This is a genomic window from Bacillus cereus group sp. RP37 (assembly GCF_040459695.1).
Classification (GTDB): Bacteria; Bacillota; Bacilli; order Bacillales; family Bacillaceae_G; genus Bacillus_A.
Genome location: NZ_JARVHP010000001.1, coordinates 1,018,378 through 1,038,263 on the forward strand (window position 1 = coordinate 1,018,378; position 19,886 = coordinate 1,038,263).

A 19,886-nucleotide genomic window follows, 5' to 3' on the forward strand; every position below is an offset into this window, starting at 1 on the left:
ATCTATAGGTAAAAAAGGAGATGTAGAAATGGAATGGGTATCAATCATTGGCCGGACGATGCTTTTGTATATCATCATACTAATTATTTTTCGTTTTATGGGTAAACGTGAAATTGGAGAGCTGAGTGTATTAGATTTAGTCGTATTCATTATGCTGGGCGAAATGGCTGTAGTGGCAATTGAAAACACCGATAAATCACTTTGGCACCAATTAGTTCCGATGACGTTTCTTATGTGTATACAGATCATTTTGTCAGTTATTTCGTTAAAGTATCAACGCTTTCGGCATTTAATAGAAGGTGAGCCCGCTATTCTTGTAAATGCGGGAAAGATTGATGAAAAGAAGATGAGAAAGCAGCGTTATAATATAGATGATTTAATGATGCAATTAAGGGAGCAGGGAGTCGGAGATATCCGAGATGTGGAATATGCTATTTTAGAACCATCTGGGAAGTTATCTGTCTTTCAAAAACAAAAAGGTAAACAGGATGCATTGCAGTTTACTCTTCCTCTTATTATTGATGGGGAAATTCAATCTAATCATTTACAAATGATTGAACATACAGATGAATGGCTTATTGAGAAATTAAAAAACTTAGGTTATAACGATATAACACAAATTTTATACTGTAGCTTTCAAAATGGACAATTTTTTGTTGATTTGAAAGAAAACTAGAGGCTTACTATAGGAAATAGTAAGCCCGTTTACTTCAAAAATGAAAGTTTTCGAATGATTGGGAGCCTGCTTAATTCTTCTTTTCGAATGAGTTTGAAAGTGAAGAGGAGGATAATATAAACGATTGTTGTTAAAGTGATTTCCCATAATGTTTGTATACCGAGTGAATGAGAGAAAATAATATACTTATGAAGATAAAAACCGAAAGCGCCTGCAATACCGATAGCAAGTCCACCGAAAATATAGTCTTTTGCGTAAATGGTAAATGTAATTTTCTTTAAAACAGTAGCGTAATGAAGGAATGTTACTGTTACTATATTTGCAGCGATAGCGAGTGCAACCCCCATCATTTGAAAATCTGGCCTTGAAGCTAGTACAAAAATAACGATTAATTTCACGATGGCGCCAACAAATGTATTCATCATGGCAGCACGTGCTAAGTTTAAAGCTTGTAAAACAGAGGTAAGTGGACTTTGAAAGTAATGAAATAAAAAGCAAGGTGCAAGAAGCTGGATGAATGCTGTTGCACTATCCGATCCGTACATAAGAGTTAAGACAGGAGAAGCAAATACATATAATATAACGACTGACCAGCCACCAGTAATTAATGAAATACGAAGAGCTTGTTGTAAGCGGTGTTCTACTAATTTATGTTGTCTTTTTGCCATTGCCTCGCTAATGGATGGAACGAGTGCTGTAGAAAGGGCGTATGTAATAAAGGCTGGCAGTGATAGAAGTGGGAATGCATAACCATTTAATATACCGTATTGCTGGGTTGCGACGGAGGCAGCAACTCCGGCAATGGCTAAGCTTTGCATAACGACGATAGGTTCGAAAAAATATGAAACGGAACCGATTAAACGACTTCCTGTAGTTGGAAGGGCAATATCCATAAGAGAATAAAATGTCCCTTTGCTTTCCTTTACAGTAGTGAAAAATCCAGAGCGTATAGATAAATGTTTTTCGCGCTGAAATAAAGTGAGTAAAAATAATAACGATGCAACTTCACCGAGAACGGCTGATAACATAGCGCCAGCTGCAGCATATTCTACACCGTAAGGTAAAAATAACTGAATGCATATAGCGATAATTGTAATGCGGACAACTTGTTCTATAACTTGGGCGTAAGCGCTAGGTTTCATATTTTGTTTCCCTTGGAAATACCCGCGTAAAACGGAAGAAACAGCAATAACAGGAACGACAGGTAAAATGGCCATTAATGGATAGTACGTTCGTTCATCAGTTAATAATGTTTTTGCTAAAATAGGTGTGAGGAGCATAATTCCAATTGTTAAAATGATACTAATAACGGATGTAACAGCTAATGATACTGTTAATATTTTTTTTACTCTTTGTTTATCGTTCACAGCTTCTGCTTCTGCTACAAATTTTGCAATTGCGACAGGAAGGCCGATTTGTGTTAATGTAATTGCTAGAATGAATGTAGGAACGGCCATCATATAAAGGCCAACGCCTTCTTCCCCTAAAATACGTGCCATTACAATCCGGTTAATAAATCCAAGGATTTTGGTAATAAAGCCGGCTATCATTAAAATAAATGCGCCTTTTAAAAAGCTTTGTCTCGTCATGGTCTTCTCCTACCTTCTCAAAATCAGTGGAATGATTTACAATAATTTATATGCACGTATGAGACAAGAATGACAAGCATTTAAGAGAGTGAAGTATGAGAGTGCTCTTGAAAGTAGTTATTGCTGTCCATTAGAGCGGGATTAAAAGCGACTTTTCGTGCTGAAATAAGAAGGAGATGTTATGTATGTTAGAAAAAGAGGCTTTGGTAGAATCGTACCGCGGACAGTTACAAGTCGTTTTAGAAAGTAAAGTAGAAGAGTTCCACATGTTCGGTTATGACCGAGTAACAGATGATGATATTTGGAAGTTTCTTAAAGTGAAAAAGTGGAAGAAGATAGACAGCGATGTTAGATTATATGAATTAGTTAATGACGTATTAAGAGTAAGTGCTAATGAATATATGACTTATTTAACTGTTGAAGCATATCAAGCGCCACTTTGGTCATTTGATGAATATGAAAATAAATAACCGACTGCAATTGGTTTGTTCTTCCTTTTGCAGTATAATGATAGGTATTGATAATGAGGAAATAATTATGTCTAAGATCATATATAAAGGAGGTAGTGAAGAGAGAAAATAAATACTGAAAGTGTAGGTATTGTGAAAAACTTACCGACACAGCTAGTGAGGAACTAGCAAAATTATAGAAAGGAAGTCTACTAACTAGGCGTATGCACACGTGTAAAAGTGAATCGTAAGAGATTTATTTAAAGTGTTAGTAGCAGAAAGAGGGTACATATGGCAAAGCGTGGTACGAGAATTGCCGCCTTTTTCCTCATCGTTTTATTAATCGGTGGAGTCATTGGTGCGGCAGGAAAAGACATAGCAAAAGGAATTAGTCTAGGACTAGACCTTCGCGGTGGTTTTGAAATTCTGTATGAAGTAAAACCAGCCAAAAAAGGTGATAAAATTGACCGAGAGGCACTTGTAAGTACAGTAGGTGCTCTTGAAAACCGTGTCAATGCACTCGGTGTAAGTGAGCCGAACATTCAAATTGAAGGGCAAGATCGAATTCGTGTACAGCTTGCTGGTGTACAAGATCAGCAAAAAGCACGTGAAATGTTATCAACACAAGCGAAGTTAACATTCCGTGATGTAGATGACAACCTTCTTATGGACGGAACGGATTTAAAAGGCGGCGGAGCAAAGCAAACATTTGATGATAAAGGTCGTCCAAGTGTTGGACTTACGTTAAAAAGCGCTGAAAAATTCCGTGAAGTAACAGAAAAGATTTCAAAAATGCCACCACCAACGAATTTAATGGTAATTTGGCTTGATTTTGAAGAAGGAAAAGATTCGTATAAAGCAGAATCAGCAAAACCGAATCCGAAGTTTTTATCAGCAGCAACAGTAGAACAAGTATTTAACCAAGCTGAAGTATCTATCGTAGGTGGAAACTTCACAGTTGAAAGTGCGAAAGAACTTTCATCTTTATTAAATGCAGGTGCACTTCCTGTTGATTTAAAAGAAATGTATTCAACATCTGTTGGAGCAAAATTTGGTCAACAAGCGTTAGAGCAAACGATTTTCGCTAGTGCGATTGGTATCGCTCTTATTTTCTTATTTATGCTTGTATTCTACCGTTTACCAGGACTTGTAGCGGTTATTATGTTAGGTCTATACATTTTCGTTACATTACTTGTCTTTAACTGGATGCATGCAGTTCTTACGTTGCCAGGTATTGCGGCGTTAGTGCTCGGGGTAGGTATCGCCGTTGATGCGAATATTATTACGTACGAGAGACTGAAAGAAGAGCTGAAAATTGGTAAGTCAATGATGTCAGCATTCCGTGCTGGTAACCATCGTTCATTAGCAACAATTTTAGATGCAAACGTTACGACTCTTGCAGCAGCTGGTGTATTATTCGTTTATGGTAATAGTTCTGTAAAAGGGTTTGCAACAAGTTTAATCGTAAGTATTTTAGTCGGTTTTATTACGAACGTATTCGGTACCCGTTTCTTACTAAGTTTACTTGTAAAGAGCCGTTACTTCGATAAAAAACCAGGATACTTTGGTGTGAAACAAAAGGATATTATTCCATTAACAAAAGGCGTAGTACATCCGCCGACAAGATTTGATCGTATTAACTTCGTAAATATCGGTCATAAATTCCTTGTTTTCTCGATTGTAGTTGTAATTGCAGGTGCAATTATACTACCAATTTTCAAATTGAATCTTGGTATTGACTTTGCGAGTGGTACACGTATCGACTTGCAATCAAAACAAACACTTACTGTGTCTGATGTTCATAAAGATTTTAAAGAATTGAAAATTGACGTGAAGGAAGAAAATATTGTACCGACTGGAGATGACAATAAAGGGTTCGCAGTTCGTACATTAGGTGTTCTATCAAAAGATGAAATTGCGAAAACAAAAACATTCTTCCACGATAAATATGGTACAGATCCCAACGTAAGTACAGTTTCACCGACAATCGGTAAAGAGATTGCACGAAATGCATTTATCGCAGTATTAATTGCTTCTGCGGTTATCATTTTATACGTAAGTATTCGATTCCGATTTACGTACGCATTATCTGCAGTGCTTGCATTATTACATGATGCGTTCGTTATGATTGTTATATTTAGTATTTTCCAATTAGAGGTAGACTTAACGTTTATCGCTGCGGTATTAACAATCATCGGTTATTCTATTAATGACTCAATTGTTACATTTGATAGAAACCGTGAATTATACAAACAGAAAAAACGAGTTCGCGATATAAAAGACTTAGAAGAAATCGTAAATGCAAGTATTCGTCAAACGCTTGGTCGTTCGATTAACACCGTATTAACAGTGTTATTCCCAGTAATTGCGTTACTTATCTTCGGTAGTGAGTCACTACGTAACTTCTCGTTTGCGTTACTTGTTGGATTAGTTGTAGGTACGTACTCTTCTGTTTTCGTTGCTTCTCAAATTTGGTTAATGCTTGAAAACCGTCGTTTGAAAAAGGGGAAAAACAAGAAGAAGGTTGAGAAAGTAGAATCTGAACCGCAAGTATAAAAAGATGATGTCTCTTTATGAGGCATCTCTTTTTTCGTTTGTGGATACAATAAGATAGCAACTTTTTAACAAAAGGAAGATGGAAGAAAGTGGTGATGTTATCGCTGTTTTTGTTACAATAAAAAGATAGGTTAAGAAAAGAAGGGATTTTAATTATGGAAAAAGATGAACGTTTTAAACAGGCCGAGTTCGGTGCTATTGTCGGGATCGTTGGTAATATTATATTAGCGATTGTAAAGGCGGTAATTGGTTATATTGGGAACAGTAAAGCACTATTAGCGGATGCCGTGCATTCTGCATCAGATGTAATTGGTTCGCTTGCTGTACTGTTTGGATTGCGAGCAGCAAAGCAGCCGCCCGATGAAGATCACCCGTATGGTCATGGTAAAGCGGAATCGATTTCAGCGATTATTGTTGCAGTATTATTATTTATTGTGGGAATCGAGATAGCGATTTCGTCTCTAAAAGCTTTTTCGCAGGAACTAGAACCACCGAAGGGAATTACGATTTTTGCTGTTGTTCTTTCGATTATCGTGAAAGAAGGAATGTTTCAATATAAATTTCGATTAGGGAAGAGGGTAAATAGTGATGCAATTATTGCAAATGCATATGAGCACCGTTCGGATGTATTTTCTTCAATTGCAGCTTTAATCGGTATTTGTGCAGCGATTATGGGTGGTAAGTTTGGGCTAGATTGGCTTGTATATGCCGATCCAATTGCAGGATTATTTGTTTCACTGCTTGTTGCAAAGATGGCGTGGAGTATTGGGGCAGAAGCAATTCACGCAACGCTTGATCATGTTCTTCATGAGGAAGATGTTCTGCCGCTTAGAGAAGCAGTACTTCAAATAGATGGTGTGAAAAAAATCGGTTCTTTATATGCAAGGGAGCATGGTCATTACGTTATTGTCGATATTAAAGTTTCTGTAGATCCATACATTACTGTAGAAGAAGGGCACCGCATTGGCAAGCATGTAAAAGAAACGCTTATGGAACAAGATAACGTACAAAATGTGTTTGTACATATAAATCCATATTCTCCAAATTAAATATCATTAACATTTTAGTATACAGATATTGCATCGTAGTTTGCATCATATTGTCACCCCTTAATCTGTCTTGTATAATGAACAGGTTAAGGGGTGATTTCGTGTTACAACCGAAGACGCGTTGGAAAGAAAAAGAATATAACGATGAGCGAGTGAGTGAATTAGCAAGTAAATTAAAATTATCACCACTTGTCGTTTCGTTATTCCTCGGTAGAGGACTAGATACAGAAGATAAGATTTTAGATTTTTTAAATACAGAAAATCAAGAATTTCACGATCCATTTTTATTAGAAGGAATGGATAGAACGGTAGAACGTGTAAATAAGGCGATTCAAAATGGAGAGCAAATATTAATATTTGGTGACTACGATGCCGACGGAGTAAGTAGTACGACTGTGTTATATCTTGCTTTGCAAGAATTAGGTGCAGATGTAGAATTCTATATCCCAAACCGTTTTACAGAAGGTTATGGACCAAACGAAGCGGCATTTCGTTGGGCGCATAGCGCAGGGTTCTCACTAATTATTACTGTTGATACTGGTATCGCAGCAGTACATGAAGCGAAGGTGGCGAAGGAGCTTGGAGTGGATCTTATTATTACGGATCACCATGAGCCACCACCAGAATTGCCAGAAGCACTTGCGATTATTCATCCGAAATTAGATGGCGGTGTGTATCCGTTTCACTATTTAGCTGGTGTAGGTGTTGCGTTTAAAGTTGCACATGCACTTTTAGGCCGTGTACCAGAACATTTATTAGAAATTGCAGTAATTGGTACAGTAGCCGATTTAGTATCACTTCATGGTGAAAATAGATTGCTAGTGAAGCGCGGTTTAAAACATATGCGCATGACGAAAAATATCGGACTAAAGGCGCTATTTAAAGTTGCTAACGTTTCGCAAAGTGAAATTACAGAAGAGAGTATTGGCTTCGCAATCGCGCCGCGTATTAATGCAGTTGGACGTTTAGAAGATGCTACGCCGGCTGTACATCTTTTATTATCAGATGATCCAGAAGAAGCGAAAGAGTTGGCTGAAGAAATTGATGAGCTGAACAAACTGCGAAAAGATATTGTAAAGCAAATTACAGAAGAAGCTATTGCTGAAGTGGAAAATAATTTCCCGCCAGAAGACAATAAAGTGTTAGTGCTTGCGAAAGAAGGCTGGAATCCAGGTGTAATTGGAATTGTCGCTTCTAAATTAGTTGAACGTTTTTATCGTCCGACGATTGTATTAAGCATTGATCCTGTAAAGGAAACAGCAAAAGGTTCAGCACGTAGTATTGCAGGGTTTGATTTGTTTGCAAACTTGTCAGATTGTAGAGAGTTATTGCCACACTTCGGAGGGCATCCGATGGCAGCGGGAATGACGCTACATATGAATGATGTAGGTGAATTGCGCCGCCGCTTAAATGAACAAGCAGATACAATTTTAACAGAAGAAGATTTTATTCCAATTACAGCCGTTGATGTCTTTTGCAAGGTGGAAGATGTAACACTTGCAGCCATTGAAGATATGCAAAAGTTAGCGCCATTTGGTGTTGGAAATCCAAAACCGCGTATTGCAGTTAAGGATGCAGAGCTAGAAAGTATTCGTGCAATCGGATCAGACGGCTCTCATTTAAAAATGGCTCTTCGCGATGGACAAGCAACACTGGACACAATCGGATTCGGTTTTGGTGCGTATGCGAAAGAAATTTCTCCAGTTGCAAAGGTATCTGTAATAGGAGAAGCATCCATTAATGAATGGAATAATTTTAAAAAGCCGCAATTAATGGTACAAGATATTGCCGTAGAGGCATGGCAATTATTTGATTGGCGTAGTATGCGTAACGTAGAAGCGAATGTAGCAGAACTTCCGAAAGAAAAAATAACGATGGTGTATTTTTCTGAAGAGGTATTGAATAAATTTTCTTTAGAAGACTATAAAGAGCATATTATGCATGCATCAGAAGTAACTCATTTAGACGATCAATACATCGTGTTGCTTGATTTACCAAAAGGAACAGATGAATTACGAGATTTATTTAAAGTTGGGTTCCCTTCGCGAATTTACACGCTATTTTATCAAGAGAACAATCATTTATTTAGTACAGTCCCAACGAGAGAACACTTTAAATGGTACTACTCATTCTTAAGCCAAAAAGCACCATTTTCTTTAAGACAATACGGAGAACAACTGTGTCGTCATAAAGGTTGGTCAAAAGATACAGTAAATTTCATGACACAGGTGTTTTTTGAGTTAGAATTTGTTACAATAAAAGATGGCGTCATTTTTATGGCAGACAAAAAACAAAAGCGTGATTTAATTGAATCGAACACATATCGTGAGAAAATGAACCACTTACAATTAGAAAAAGAATTGGTTTATAGCACATATCAGCAACTATATACATGGTTTGAAACGATTCGTAATCATAAAGAAGTAGAACAGTTAGGGTAAAGGATTTGTATTTACAAACCTTTTAGATCTGAGGAGGATTCAGAAATATGGATTTCAAGCAACATATCGCAATTGTACCGGATTATCCAAAAGAAGGTATTGTATTTAAAGACATTACACCGTTAATGAACGACGGTAAAGCATACAAAGCAGCAACAGATGCAATCGTTGAGTATGCAAAGAAAAGAGACATTGACCTTGTAGTAGGACCAGAAGCACGTGGCTTTATTATCGGTTGCCCAGTTTCTTATGCATTAGAAGTAGGTTTTGCACCAGTTCGTAAATTAGGGAAATTACCACGTGAAGTAATTACAGTTGACTACGGTAAAGAATATGGTAAAGATGTTTTAACAATCCATAAAGATGCAATTAAGCCAGGTCAACGCGTATTAATTACAGATGACTTATTAGCTACAGGTGGAACAATTGAAGCGACAATTAAGCTAGTTGAAGAACTTGGCGGAGTTGTAGCAGGAATTGCATTCTTAGTAGAGCTTACTTACTTAGATGGTCGTAAAATGTTAGATGGTTACGATGTATTAGTATTAGAAAAATACTAATCACTATATAGTAAAACTACGGTGATAAAAAGTACCCGTGAATCTCTTGGAGAGGAGCGGGTACTTTTGTATAATTGCACAAAAAAATAAGGTGAAATGTCAGTAAAATCTTTTCCTTTTCACAATTCACAATCATTGGGTTATAATGATAGAATATAATTTATTCTATTTAATTAAGATAAAGTCAATTTTCAATAAAAGGTGATTCGATGGCAAATGAGCAGGTACTAACAGCTGAACAGGTACTCGAGAAAGCAAGTCAATATTTAGCGGATGAAGATATTGAGCTAGTGGCACGTGCCTATGAATATGCACGTGATGCGCATAGCGAACAATACAGAAAATCGGGTGAACCGTACATTATTCATCCAATTCAAGTTGCAGGTATTTTAGTTGATTTACACATGGATCCAGCTACAGTATCAGCAGGTTTCTTACATGATGTAGTAGAAGATACAGAGATTACATTAGAAGATATTGAACGGGAATTTAATAAAGAAATTGCTATGCTTGTCGATGGTGTGACAAAGCTCGGAAAGATTAAATATAAATCTCATGAGCAACAACAAGCAGAAAACCATCGCAAAATGTTTATTGCAATGGCTCAAGATATTCGAGTTATTTTAATTAAACTAGCTGATCGCCTTCATAACATGCGTACATTGAAACATTTGCCGCAAGAGAAGCAGCGTCGCATTGCGAATGAAACGTTAGAAATCTTTGCACCTTTAGCACATAGACTCGGAATTAGTACTATTAAATGGGAGCTAGAGGATACGTCACTGCGCTATTTAAATCCACAACAATACTATCGTATTGTAAATTTAATGAAGCGTAAACGTGCAGAACGTGAAGAATATTTAGACGAAGTAATGACTGGTATTCGTGAGAAATTAAAAGAAGTTGCAATTCAACCTGAGATTTCTGGAAGACCAAAACATATTTATAGTATTTATCGTAAAATGGCACTGCAAAATAAACAGTTTAATGAAATTTACGATTTATTAGCTGTACGTGTCGTTGTAAATAGTATTAAAGATTGTTATGCGGTACTTGGAATTATTCATACGTGCTGGAAGCCAATGCCGGGTCGTTTTAAAGATTATATTGCAATGCCGAAAGCAAATCTATATCAATCTCTTCATACGACTGTAATTGGGCCGAAAGGTGATCCGCTTGAAGTGCAAATTCGTACGAAAGAAATGCATGAGATTGCAGAATTCGGGATCGCGGCACACTGGGCGTATAAAGAAGGAAAAACAGCAGAAACAACAGGTACATTAGAGAAGAAACTTACATGGTTCCGTCAAATATTAGAATGGCAAAATGAAGCTTCTAATGCAGAAGAGTTTATGGAGTCATTAAAAATTGATTTGTTCTCTGACATGGTATTCGTTTTCACACCGAAAGGCGATGTAATGGAATTACCACTTGGATCTGTTCCGATTGACTTTGCGTATCGTGTCCATTCAGAGATCGGGAATAAAACAATTGGTGCAAAAGTAAATGGGAAAATGGTGACCCTTGATTATAAATTAAAAACGGGTGACATCATTGAAATTTTAACATCGAAACATTCGTATGGACCAAGTCAAGATTGGGTGAAACTTGCTCAAACATCTCATGCGAAAAACAAAATACGTCAATTCTTTAAGAAGCAACGTAGAGATGAAAATATTGAAAAAGGCCGTGAGCTTGTTGAAAAAGAGGTGCGTGGCCTAGAGTATGAGATGAAAGAAGTGTTAGCTCCTGACAATTTAAAACGTGTTGCTGAGAAGTTCAATTTTGCAAATGAAGAAGATATGTTTGCAGCAGTTGGATATAGCGGTATCACTGCATCACAAATTGTTACGCGACTAACGGACAAGTTCCGTAAGCAACGTGAAGAAGAAGAAATCGTTGAAGTTAAAGAAGTTCGTAAACCGATGAAAATTCGAAAATGGGATTCTGGCGTTAAAGTAAGTGGTGCGGATAATTTATTAATTCGTTTATCAAAATGCTGTAACCCAGTACCGGGTGATGATATCGTTGGGTATATTACGAAAGGCCGAGGCGTATCGATTCACCGCCGTGACTGTGTAAATGTTCATACAGAAGAAGCTATAGAACGTTTATTAGAAGTAGAGTGGGAAGGTAGCCCTGAAAAAGAAATTGAGTACAACGTTGATATTGAAATTTCAGGTTATGATCGCCGTGGTTTATTAAATGAAGTATTACAAGCTGTTACAGAGACGAAAACCTACATTTCTGCAGTTTCTGGTAGAAGTGACCGTAATAAGATGGCGACAATTAATATGTCAATCTCGATTCGTAACTTACAGCATTTGAAAAAAGTAGTAGAACGCATTAAACGTGTTCCAGAAATTTATGCAGTACGACGCATGATGCATTAATAGGGAGTGTAGAAAGATGAGAGTTGTTTTACAACGATCAAAAGAAGCGTCTGTCACAGTAGACGGTGAGATCGTAGGACAAATTCCGTTCGGTTTAACATTACTAGTTGGCATTACGCATGAAGATACAGAAAAAGATGCAACTTACATCGCAGAAAAAATTGCGAACTTACGTATTTTTGAAGATGAGAGCGGAAAGATGAACCATTCTGTACTGGATGTAGAAGGACAAGTTCTATCAATTTCGCAATTCACATTATACGGAGATTGTCGCAAGGGAAGACGTCCAAACTTTATGGATGCTGCTAAACCTGACTATGCAGAGCGTTTATACGATTTCTTTAATGAAGAAGTTCGTAAACAAGGATTGCATGTAGAAACAGGGAAGTTCGGAGCGATGATGGACGTTTCTTTAATCAATGATGGTCCGGTGACCTTAATTGTAGAAAGTAAATAGTGTTGCTTACAAAGAGGGGGTTATTTAATCCTCTCTTTTCTATACATTGTTGTATGTTTTGTTCATTTACCCTGTAATAGCTCGATTGGTGAAGGTTAATAATCAGTGAGGGATGGACAAAACCCCCACTGATTAAAGTTTCACTTTATTTGGAATTAATAGCTGTTTTAGTTATGTATAACTCTCTCATCAATATGGAACAATAAAAAGTAAAACATCCATATTGAATGTGAGGGATATACGTATGCGTATGAATGAAAAAGGGCATTCTGTTACAAATGGTGCAAATCAACTGTTTAACGTGAATTTTCATGAGTTTATTTCAAAGGAACAAAACAATACTTCAATGGAGCTTGCTTCTGAGTTTGGAATTTCTCTTCAAGATGTAAAGCGTCTAAAGAAGCAGATTGAACGCTCTTAGAGCACTTGACAATCCTACTGAACAAACGTATAGTAATTTTATATTTACATATGAATATAACCGTTGATAGAGAAGAGTAAATGAGACACACATGGAAAGAGAAGAAATGTCTTAGGCTGAAAACATTTCTACATGATGACTGATTGAATGACACTCTAGAGGTTTCAACTTGAACAGCATATATGCTTAGTAGGGATGAACGCACATTTAAGCGTTATTAAAAAAGTGGAAGCATACGTGCTTCAATTAGGGTGGCACCACGGGTATAATACTCTCGTCCCTACTGTTCAAACAGTAGAGGCGGGAGTTTTTTTATTTTTATTAAGATTAAAACAATTTGAGGAGGAACTGAATATGTCTATTCAAATCCCACGCGGAACGCAAGATATTCTTCCAGGTAGCGTTGAGTTATGGCAGTATATCGAAGGGCAAGCACGCGAAATTTGCCGTCGTTACAACTATAAAGAAATTCGTACACCAATTTTTGAACACACTGAGCTATTTTTACGTGGTGTTGGTGATACGACAGATATCGTACAAAAAGAAATGTACTCATTCCAAGATCGTGGAGAGCGCAGTTTAACATTACGTCCAGAAGGTACTGCACCTGTTGTGCGTTCTTACGTTGAAAACAAAATGTTCGGTGATGCAACACAACCAACGAAATTATACTATATCGGTCAAATGTTCCGTTACGAAAGACCACAAGCAGGTCGCTATCGTCAATTCGTACAATTTGGTATTGAAGCAATTGGTAGTAATGATCCTGCAATTGATGCAGAAGTAATTGCACTTGCTGTAGAGTTTTACCGCGGCATGGGCTTAAAAAATATTAAAGTTGTATTAAACAGCTTAGGTGATGCGGCGAGCCGTCAAGCGCACCGTGATGCGTTAATCGCACACTTCGAGCCACGTATCGGTGAGTTCTGTTCTGACTGTCAATCTCGTTTAGAAAAGAACCCTCTTCGTATTTTAGATTGTAAGAAGGACCGTAACCATGAATTAATGGGAACAGCACCATCTATTACAGAATACTTAAACGAAGATTCAGCAGTATACTACGACAAAGTTCAAGAACTATTAACGATGATGGATGTTCCATTTGAAAAAGATCCGAACTTAGTACGTGGTTTAGACTACTATCAACACACTGTTTTTGAAATTATGAGTGAGGCAGAAGGTTTTGGTGCTATCACTACATTAAGCGGTGGTGGCCGTTATAACGGGCTTGTACAAGAAATCGGTGGACCAGAAATGCCAGGTATCGGTTTTGCGATGAGTATCGAACGTTTAATTATGGCGCTAAAAGCTGAAAACATCGAATTACCAATTGAACATAGTATTGATTGTTATGTTGTAGCGCTTGGTGAAAAAGCGAAAGACCATGCTGCGAAAGTTGCGTTTGATCTTCGTAAAGCTGGATTATCAGTTGAAAAAGATTATTTAGACCGCAAAATGAAAGCACAATTTAAATCAGCAGATCGTTTAAAGGCGAAATTTGTAGCTGTATTAGGGGAAGATGAGCTAGATAAAGGCATCATTAACTTAAAAGATATGGCAACAGGTGAACAAGAAGAAGTAGCATTAGATGTATTTGCTTCATACGTAGCAGAGAAATTAATATAGGGGGAACTTACAGTGGCTGAAAGAACACATGCATGTGGAAAAGTAACAGTAGAAGCAGTTGGGCAAACAGTTCAATTAAAAGGTTGGGTACAAAAACGCCGTGATTTAGGTGGATTAATCTTTATCGACTTACGTGACCGTACAGGTATCGTACAAGTTGTATTTAACCCAGAAACATCAAAAGAAGCGCTAGAAGTAGCAGAAACAATTCGTAGCGAGTATGTATTACACGTAGAAGGTACAGTTGTTGAGCGTGGTGAAGGCGCAATTAATGACAATATGGCAACTGGTCGTATTGAAGTACAAGCAACGAAAGTAGACGTATTAAATGCAGCGAAAACAACGCCAATCATTATTGCTGATGATACAGATGCATCAGAAGATGTGCGTTTAAAATATCGTTATTTAGACTTACGTCGTCCAGTAATGTTTAACACATTCAAAATGCGTCACGACGTAACAAAAACAATTCGTAACTTCTTAGATACAGAAGAGTTCTTAGAAGTAGAAACACCAATTTTAACGAAGAGCACGCCAGAAGGAGCTCGTGACTATTTAGTACCAAGTCGTGTACATGATGGTGAATTCTATGCATTACCGCAGTCTCCACAGCTATTTAAACAGCTTCTTATGGTCGGCGGATTTGAGCGTTACTATCAAGTAGCACGTTGTTTCCGTGACGAAGATTTACGTGCAGACCGTCAACCAGAATTCACGCAAATCGATATCGAAGCTTCATTCTTAACACAAGATGAAATTTTAGAAATGATGGAGCGCATGATGACGAAGGTTATGAAGGATGCAAAAGGTGTAGAAGTGAGTGCACCATTCCCTCGTATGAAATATGCTGATGCAATGGCTCGCTACGGTTCTGATAAGCCAGATACACGCTTTGAAATGGAACTAACAGACTTATCTGAGTTTGCAGCAGGTTGTGGTTTCAAAGTATTTACAAGTGCTGTAGAAAGCGGCGGACAAGTAAAAGCAATTAATGCAAAAGGTGCTGCGAGCAAATACTCTCGTAAAGATATCGATGCATTAACTGAATTCGTGAAAGTATACGGTGCAAAAGGTCTAGCTTGGCTGAAAGTGGAAGAAGACGGCTTAAAAGGACCAATCGCGAAATTCTTCGGTGAAGAAGATGCAAACGCGTTAATGAGTACATTAGAAGCTACTGCTGGCGACTTATTACTATTCGTAGCAGATAAGAAGAGCGTTGTTGCAGATAGCTTAGGTGCACTTCGTTTACGTCTAGGTAAAGAGCTTGAGTTAATTGACGAAAGTAAATTTAACTTCCTATGGGTAACTGATTGGCCACTTCTTGAGTACGATGAAGATGCAGATCGTTACTTCGCAGCTCACCACCCATTCACAATGCCATTCCGTGAAGACGTTGAGCTATTAGAAACAGCACCAGAAAAAGCACGTGCACAAGCATATGACCTTGTATTAAATGGTTATGAGCTTGGTGGTGGATCACTTCGTATTTACGAGCGTGACGTACAAGAAAAAATGTTCAAAGCACTTGGATTCTCACAAGAAGAAGCGCAAGAGCAATTCGGATTCTTATTAGAAGCATTCGAATACGGTACGCCACCACACGGCGGTATCGCATTAGGTTTAGACCGTCTTGTTATGTTACTTGCAGGGCGTACGAACCTTCGTGATACAATTGCATTCCCAAAAACAGCAAGCGCGAGCTGCTTATTAACAGAAGCTCCAAGTCCAGTAGCAGAAGCACAGCTTGAAGAACTGAACTTGAAGTTGAACGTAAAAGAAGAGAAGTAAGAATAGGGTCTAGATGGTTATACTATAGCCGTCTAGACTTTTTTTGATAGGAAGTTTAAAAAGTCCGGTTCAGATAACTGTCGCATTTCATCGTTGCTTCGCCAGTCCGGTGCTCGAGTAGTAAAGCTACACTGCGCTCCTCCTGGCTTCAGTGCCTCGAACTGCTCGGTTCTCTGAATCCTCCTTTTTCAACGTGTATTGATAGGAAGTTTAAAAAGTCCGGTTCAGATAACTGTCGCATCCCATCGTTACGTATGCTAGTCTGGTGCTCGAGTAGTAAAGCTACACTGCGCTCCTCCTGGCTTCAGTGCCTCGAACTGCTCGGTTCTCTGAATCCTCCTTTTTCAACGTGTATGTAGGAAGAAAAAAAGCCCGGTTTATATTATGTTTTTTGTTTGGAATATGTATTTTTAGGAATTCTATAACTTTTTCTATACAAATAGTCGGAAAAACGCTAGAATACATGGTAGACCATTTTTGTAATAGGAGTGTAGAGCTGAATGTTACATCAATTTTCACGTAATGAATTAGCCTTCGGTAAAGAAGGACTTGAAATATTAAAAAATAGTACAGTCGGTATTTTAGGAATTGGCGGTGTAGGATCATTTTCAGCTGAAGCGTTAGCGCGTTCTGGCGTAGGACGTCTCGTATTAGTTGATAAAGACGTTGTAGATATTACAAACGTAAACCGTCAAATTCACGCTTTAGTATCTACTGTAGGGCGTTCAAAAGTAGAATTAATGAAAGAGCGTATTGCAGACATTAATCCAGAGTGTGAAGTAATTGGACTAGAAATGTTTTATACAGATGAAACATATGAAGAGTTCTTTAAACACGGTTTAGATTTCGTAGTGGATGCATCGGATACGATTACGTTCAAAATTCATTTAATTAAACAATGTTTACGTCGCAAAATTAAAATTATCTCATGTATGGGTGCAGCAAATAAAATGGACCCAACTCGTTTCCGTATTGCGGACATCTCTAAAACACATACAGATCCGATTGCGAAAGTCATTCGTACGAAGCTTCGTAAAGAGGGTATTAAAAAAGGTGTAAAAGTTGTCTTCTCTGACGAAAACCCAATCGTAATTCGTGAAGAAGTACGTAAAGAAATCGTACCAGACGAAAATGCCAAAATTCGTAAAGCGAAATTACCGCCTTCATCAAATGCATTCGTACCATCTGTGGCAGGCTTAATTATGGCAAGTCACGTTGTACGTGAACGTATTAAAAACGTAGAAGTGAAGCGTGTAGGGCAAGAATAAAGTGAAAGCATATATCCATTTCGGATATATGCTTTTTGTATGTATTAAAGAAATAGGGATGTTTGCATTACTACTAGTTCAAATGTAAGCAAGGCTAGTAAGTAATGATCATATTTATCTGATTCATAGGCGGATGTCTTTTTTAAACTGTTAATGGTGAAAAGAGCTAAAGTTAGGACGAGAACACCGAGTGTTATTTTGAAGACTATTAATGAGATAGTAACCATCTCCTTTAAAAGATATATGTTTATAATAACATTTTAGTAAAAAATATCCAATCTATATTGAGAGTTTTCTTGTATGATAGGGAGGGATATTTCGTCAATTTTTGTCGGTAAATCGATATTCCTTATCGAATCGTCGGTATAATTTCATTTACCGACACACATACATATACACTCTCCACCAAAGAAACAAACAGGGCTGTCACTTAGTCAAAAAGTGACAGCCCTGTTTTTAATTCTCTGCAGAATAAATAATATCTAAATTTCCATTTTGATCTGTCTTGAAAATGGGAGCAATCTGTTCTTCTTGTTCTTCAACTGAAACGAGTTTTCGAGCACGGTCCATAATTCTAACAAGCATTGCGTAATCTTCTTCGATTGCTTGTTGTTTTTTTGTGAGTATCGCTAATTTTGCTTCAAGTTCATGATTCGTTTTTTCTAGGGAAGTAAGCTGATCTTGTAATACATCATTTTCAGTTTGTAACTTTGCGATTGATGGGTTATTATGTTCCATGTTTTGCAAAAATGAGATGACATTTTGCATTGTAAGATCTTGTTTACTTGGCGTAATATCTTCTGAAAACTCGGCATCGATTACGAGTTGTTTCGTTTTCGTGAAATGTTCTTTTTCTATTTTAGCTTCAGAGCGTTTTAATTCTTTACGTTGTTTTTTTGCGAGTTGCACCGCATCTTCGTAATTCGGTCTTACTTCAGCATTCCACCTAAAGCCGCAAGCTGCGGAAGTGCGGTTCAATGCATCGCCAACTTCATCGAATGCTTTTATTTGTGTACTGCCGCTGCGAATATGTCGTAAAACAGTTTCTGCTAAAAGGAGATCGTCTTCTTTTGTCCATGCATCTTGACGTGTTTTCATAAGCGAAGCCTCCATAATGGTGACGTTTTCGCTTATGTTACCCTTTATTTTTCGTTTTATTCGAACTTTGTAATCTTTCATATACAGTAGAAAGTGCTTGCTCAAATTTCCCTGTCGTTTTCGGTTTATAATAGTGTTTGTTTTTTATTTTATCAGGTAAGTATTGTTGTTGTACCCAGCCATTTGGATGGTCGTGTGGATATAAGTATCCAATGCCTCTTCCGAGTGATTCTGCGCCTTTGTAATGACTATCTTTTAAATGACTTGGAATGTCGCCTGTTTGACCGTTACGTAAATCGTGTAATGCAGCATCAAGTGCTTTATAAGCTGAGTTTGATTTTGGTGATAGACAAAGCTCGATAACAGCATTTGCAAGTGGTATGCGTGCCTCTGGGAATCCAACTCGTTCCGCTGATTCTATGGCTGCTAGTGTACGCGGTCCGGCTTGCGGGCTAGCGAGTCCGATATCTTCATATGCCATAATAAGGAGACGTCTACCAATGCTTTGTAAATCACCAGCTTCAATAAGACGTGCTAAATAATGAAGTGCTGCATTTACATCACTTCCGCGCACCGATTTTTGAAATGCCGATAATACGTCATAATGAGCATCTCCACCTTTGTCGTGAACAAAGCTCTTTTTTTGCAAGCATTCTTCTGCAATTTCTAGCGTAATTTCCGCAGCTTTGTCATCAGTTGTAAAGCTAGATAAAACAGCTAGTTCAAGTGCATTATAAGCGGAACGCATATCTCCGCCTGATGCATTTGCAAAGTGATGTAATGCTTCAGGCGTAACAGTTACATCATATTCCCCAAGACCTTTTTCTTTATCTTCAAGTGCTCGTTTTAAGCCAATTAAAAGATCATCTTCTGTTAATGCGTGTAATTCGAAGATTTGACAACGACTTCGAATAGCAGAATTAATAGCATGGAACGGATTACTCGTCGTTGCACCAATTAAGGTAAGGAGCCCGCTTTCTAAATGAGGTAATAGAAAATCCTGCTTTGCTTTATCTAGACGGTGTACTTCATCTAAAATTAAAACGAGGTGTCGATGCATCTTTGCCTCTTGTACGACAACTTCCATATCTTTTTTATTATGAGTAACAGCGTTTAATAGGCGAAAAGGGGTTCCGGTACTTCCTGCAATTGCGCTCGCAATGGATGTTTTTCCAGTGCCTGGAGGGCCATATAAAATCATAGATTGAAAATGATTTGCTTGGACCATTCGCCATAAAATCTTTCCTTCACCAACTAAATGCTGTTGTCCGATAATTTCTTGAATATTTGTAGGGCGCATTCGATGTGCGAGTGGTTGTTTCATTTTTTACCGTCTCCCTTAATGTATAATCTCTTTCTATCGTATCATTTTTTTTAGTGGAATTTGAAATAGGATGCTGTTTTGTGGGAAAAATGAATATGAATATTTTCATTTTTCTTTCAATTGTAATAATTTCCGAGTTTTTCAATGTGATTTTATGTTATCATTTTGATACACAAGTTGAAATTTCTTAT

15 protein-coding genes and 1 other annotated feature are annotated in these 19,886 nt (G+C 37.6%); of the genes, 12 read left to right on the plus strand and 3 right to left on the minus strand.

The window, feature by feature from the left end; all coding sequences use genetic code 11:
* Positions 1-28: 28 nt before the first annotated feature.
* Positions 29-676 (plus strand): DUF421 domain-containing protein, encoded by a 648-nt coding sequence (locus QCI44_RS05410; protein ID WP_016086167.1) that lies wholly within the window; start codon positions 29-31, stop codon positions 674-676.
* Between the two features lie 29 nt (positions 677-705).
* Here the strand turns inward: QCI44_RS05410 and spoVB are convergent, their stop codons facing one another.
* A complete protein-coding gene (gene spoVB, locus QCI44_RS05415; RefSeq protein ID WP_098985798.1) occupies positions 706-2,265 on the minus strand; it encodes a stage V sporulation protein B in 1,560 nt (519 codons plus the stop codon).
* Between the two features lie 185 nt (positions 2,266-2,450).
* Here spoVB and QCI44_RS05420 point away from each other — a divergent pair, with 185 nt between their 5' ends.
* The 11 genes from QCI44_RS05420 (at position 2,451) to QCI44_RS05470 (ending at position 17,273) form a co-directional block, all read left to right on the plus strand.
* Positions 2,451-2,735 carry a post-transcriptional regulator gene (locus QCI44_RS05420; protein WP_000890213.1) on the plus strand — a complete coding sequence of 95 codons (285 nt, stop codon included), beginning with the start codon at positions 2,451-2,453 and terminating at the stop codon, positions 2,733-2,735.
* Positions 2,736-3,005: 270 nt separating this feature from the next.
* On the plus strand, positions 3,006-5,270 hold the full coding sequence (gene secDF / locus QCI44_RS05425) for a protein translocase subunit SecDF (RefSeq protein ID WP_016135367.1): 2,265 nt from the start codon (positions 3,006-3,008) through the stop codon (positions 5,268-5,270).
* Between the two features lie 155 nt (positions 5,271-5,425).
* Positions 5,426-6,319, plus strand: a complete 894-nt coding sequence (locus QCI44_RS05430; RefSeq protein WP_016086170.1) for a cation diffusion facilitator family transporter — start codon at positions 5,426-5,428, stop codon at positions 6,317-6,319.
* A gap of 101 nt (positions 6,320-6,420) precedes the next feature.
* Entirely contained in the window at positions 6,421-8,760 is a 2,340-nt protein-coding gene (gene recJ, locus QCI44_RS05435; protein ID WP_016086171.1) for a single-stranded-DNA-specific exonuclease RecJ, read from the plus strand.
* A 47-nt stretch (positions 8,761-8,807) separates the two neighbouring features.
* Positions 8,808-9,320 carry an adenine phosphoribosyltransferase gene (locus QCI44_RS05440; RefSeq protein ID WP_000346220.1) on the plus strand — a complete coding sequence of 171 codons (513 nt, stop codon included), beginning with the start codon at positions 8,808-8,810 and terminating at the stop codon, positions 9,318-9,320.
* Positions 9,321-9,529: 209 nt separating this feature from the next.
* The gene (gene relA / locus QCI44_RS05445) at positions 9,530-11,713 is read left to right on the plus strand and encodes a GTP diphosphokinase (protein ID WP_016086172.1); all 2,184 of its coding nucleotides are present in this window, start codon (positions 9,530-9,532) and stop codon (positions 11,711-11,713) included.
* Positions 11,714-11,729: 16 nt separating this feature from the next.
* A complete protein-coding gene (locus QCI44_RS05450; protein ID WP_001266956.1) occupies positions 11,730-12,170 on the plus strand; it encodes a D-tyrosyl-tRNA(Tyr) deacylase in 441 nt (146 codons plus the stop codon).
* Between the two features lie 244 nt (positions 12,171-12,414).
* On the plus strand, positions 12,415-12,591 hold the full coding sequence (locus QCI44_RS05455) for a hypothetical protein (RefSeq protein ID WP_016086173.1): 177 nt from the start codon (positions 12,415-12,417) through the stop codon (positions 12,589-12,591).
* A 54-nt stretch (positions 12,592-12,645) separates the two neighbouring features.
* Positions 12,646-12,876, plus strand: a binding site (T-box leader).
* Between the two features lie 69 nt (positions 12,877-12,945).
* A complete protein-coding gene (gene hisS / locus QCI44_RS05460; protein ID WP_000027073.1) occupies positions 12,946-14,217 on the plus strand; it encodes a histidine--tRNA ligase in 1,272 nt (423 codons plus the stop codon).
* A 12-nt stretch (positions 14,218-14,229) separates the two neighbouring features.
* Positions 14,230-16,005: an aspartate--tRNA ligase gene (gene aspS, locus QCI44_RS05465; RefSeq protein ID WP_098985797.1), complete on the plus strand. Its 1,776-nt coding sequence runs from the start codon at positions 14,230-14,232 to the stop codon at positions 16,003-16,005.
* Between the two features lie 500 nt (positions 16,006-16,505).
* Complete coding sequence (locus QCI44_RS05470; RefSeq protein ID WP_000903182.1) at positions 16,506-17,273, plus strand: tRNA threonylcarbamoyladenosine dehydratase; 768 nt, start codon at positions 16,506-16,508, stop codon at positions 17,271-17,273.
* 456 nt (positions 17,274-17,729) lie between these two features.
* Here the strand turns inward: QCI44_RS05470 and QCI44_RS05475 are convergent, their stop codons facing one another.
* Both QCI44_RS05475 and QCI44_RS05480 read right to left on the minus strand, forming a co-directional pair.
* Entirely contained in the window at positions 17,730-18,371 is a 642-nt protein-coding gene (locus QCI44_RS05475; RefSeq protein WP_016086175.1) for an RsfA family transcriptional regulator, read from the minus strand.
* A gap of 37 nt (positions 18,372-18,408) precedes the next feature.
* A complete protein-coding gene (locus QCI44_RS05480; RefSeq protein WP_016135365.1) occupies positions 18,409-19,695 on the minus strand; it encodes a replication-associated recombination protein A in 1,287 nt (428 codons plus the stop codon).
* Positions 19,696-19,886: the final 191 nt, after the last annotated feature.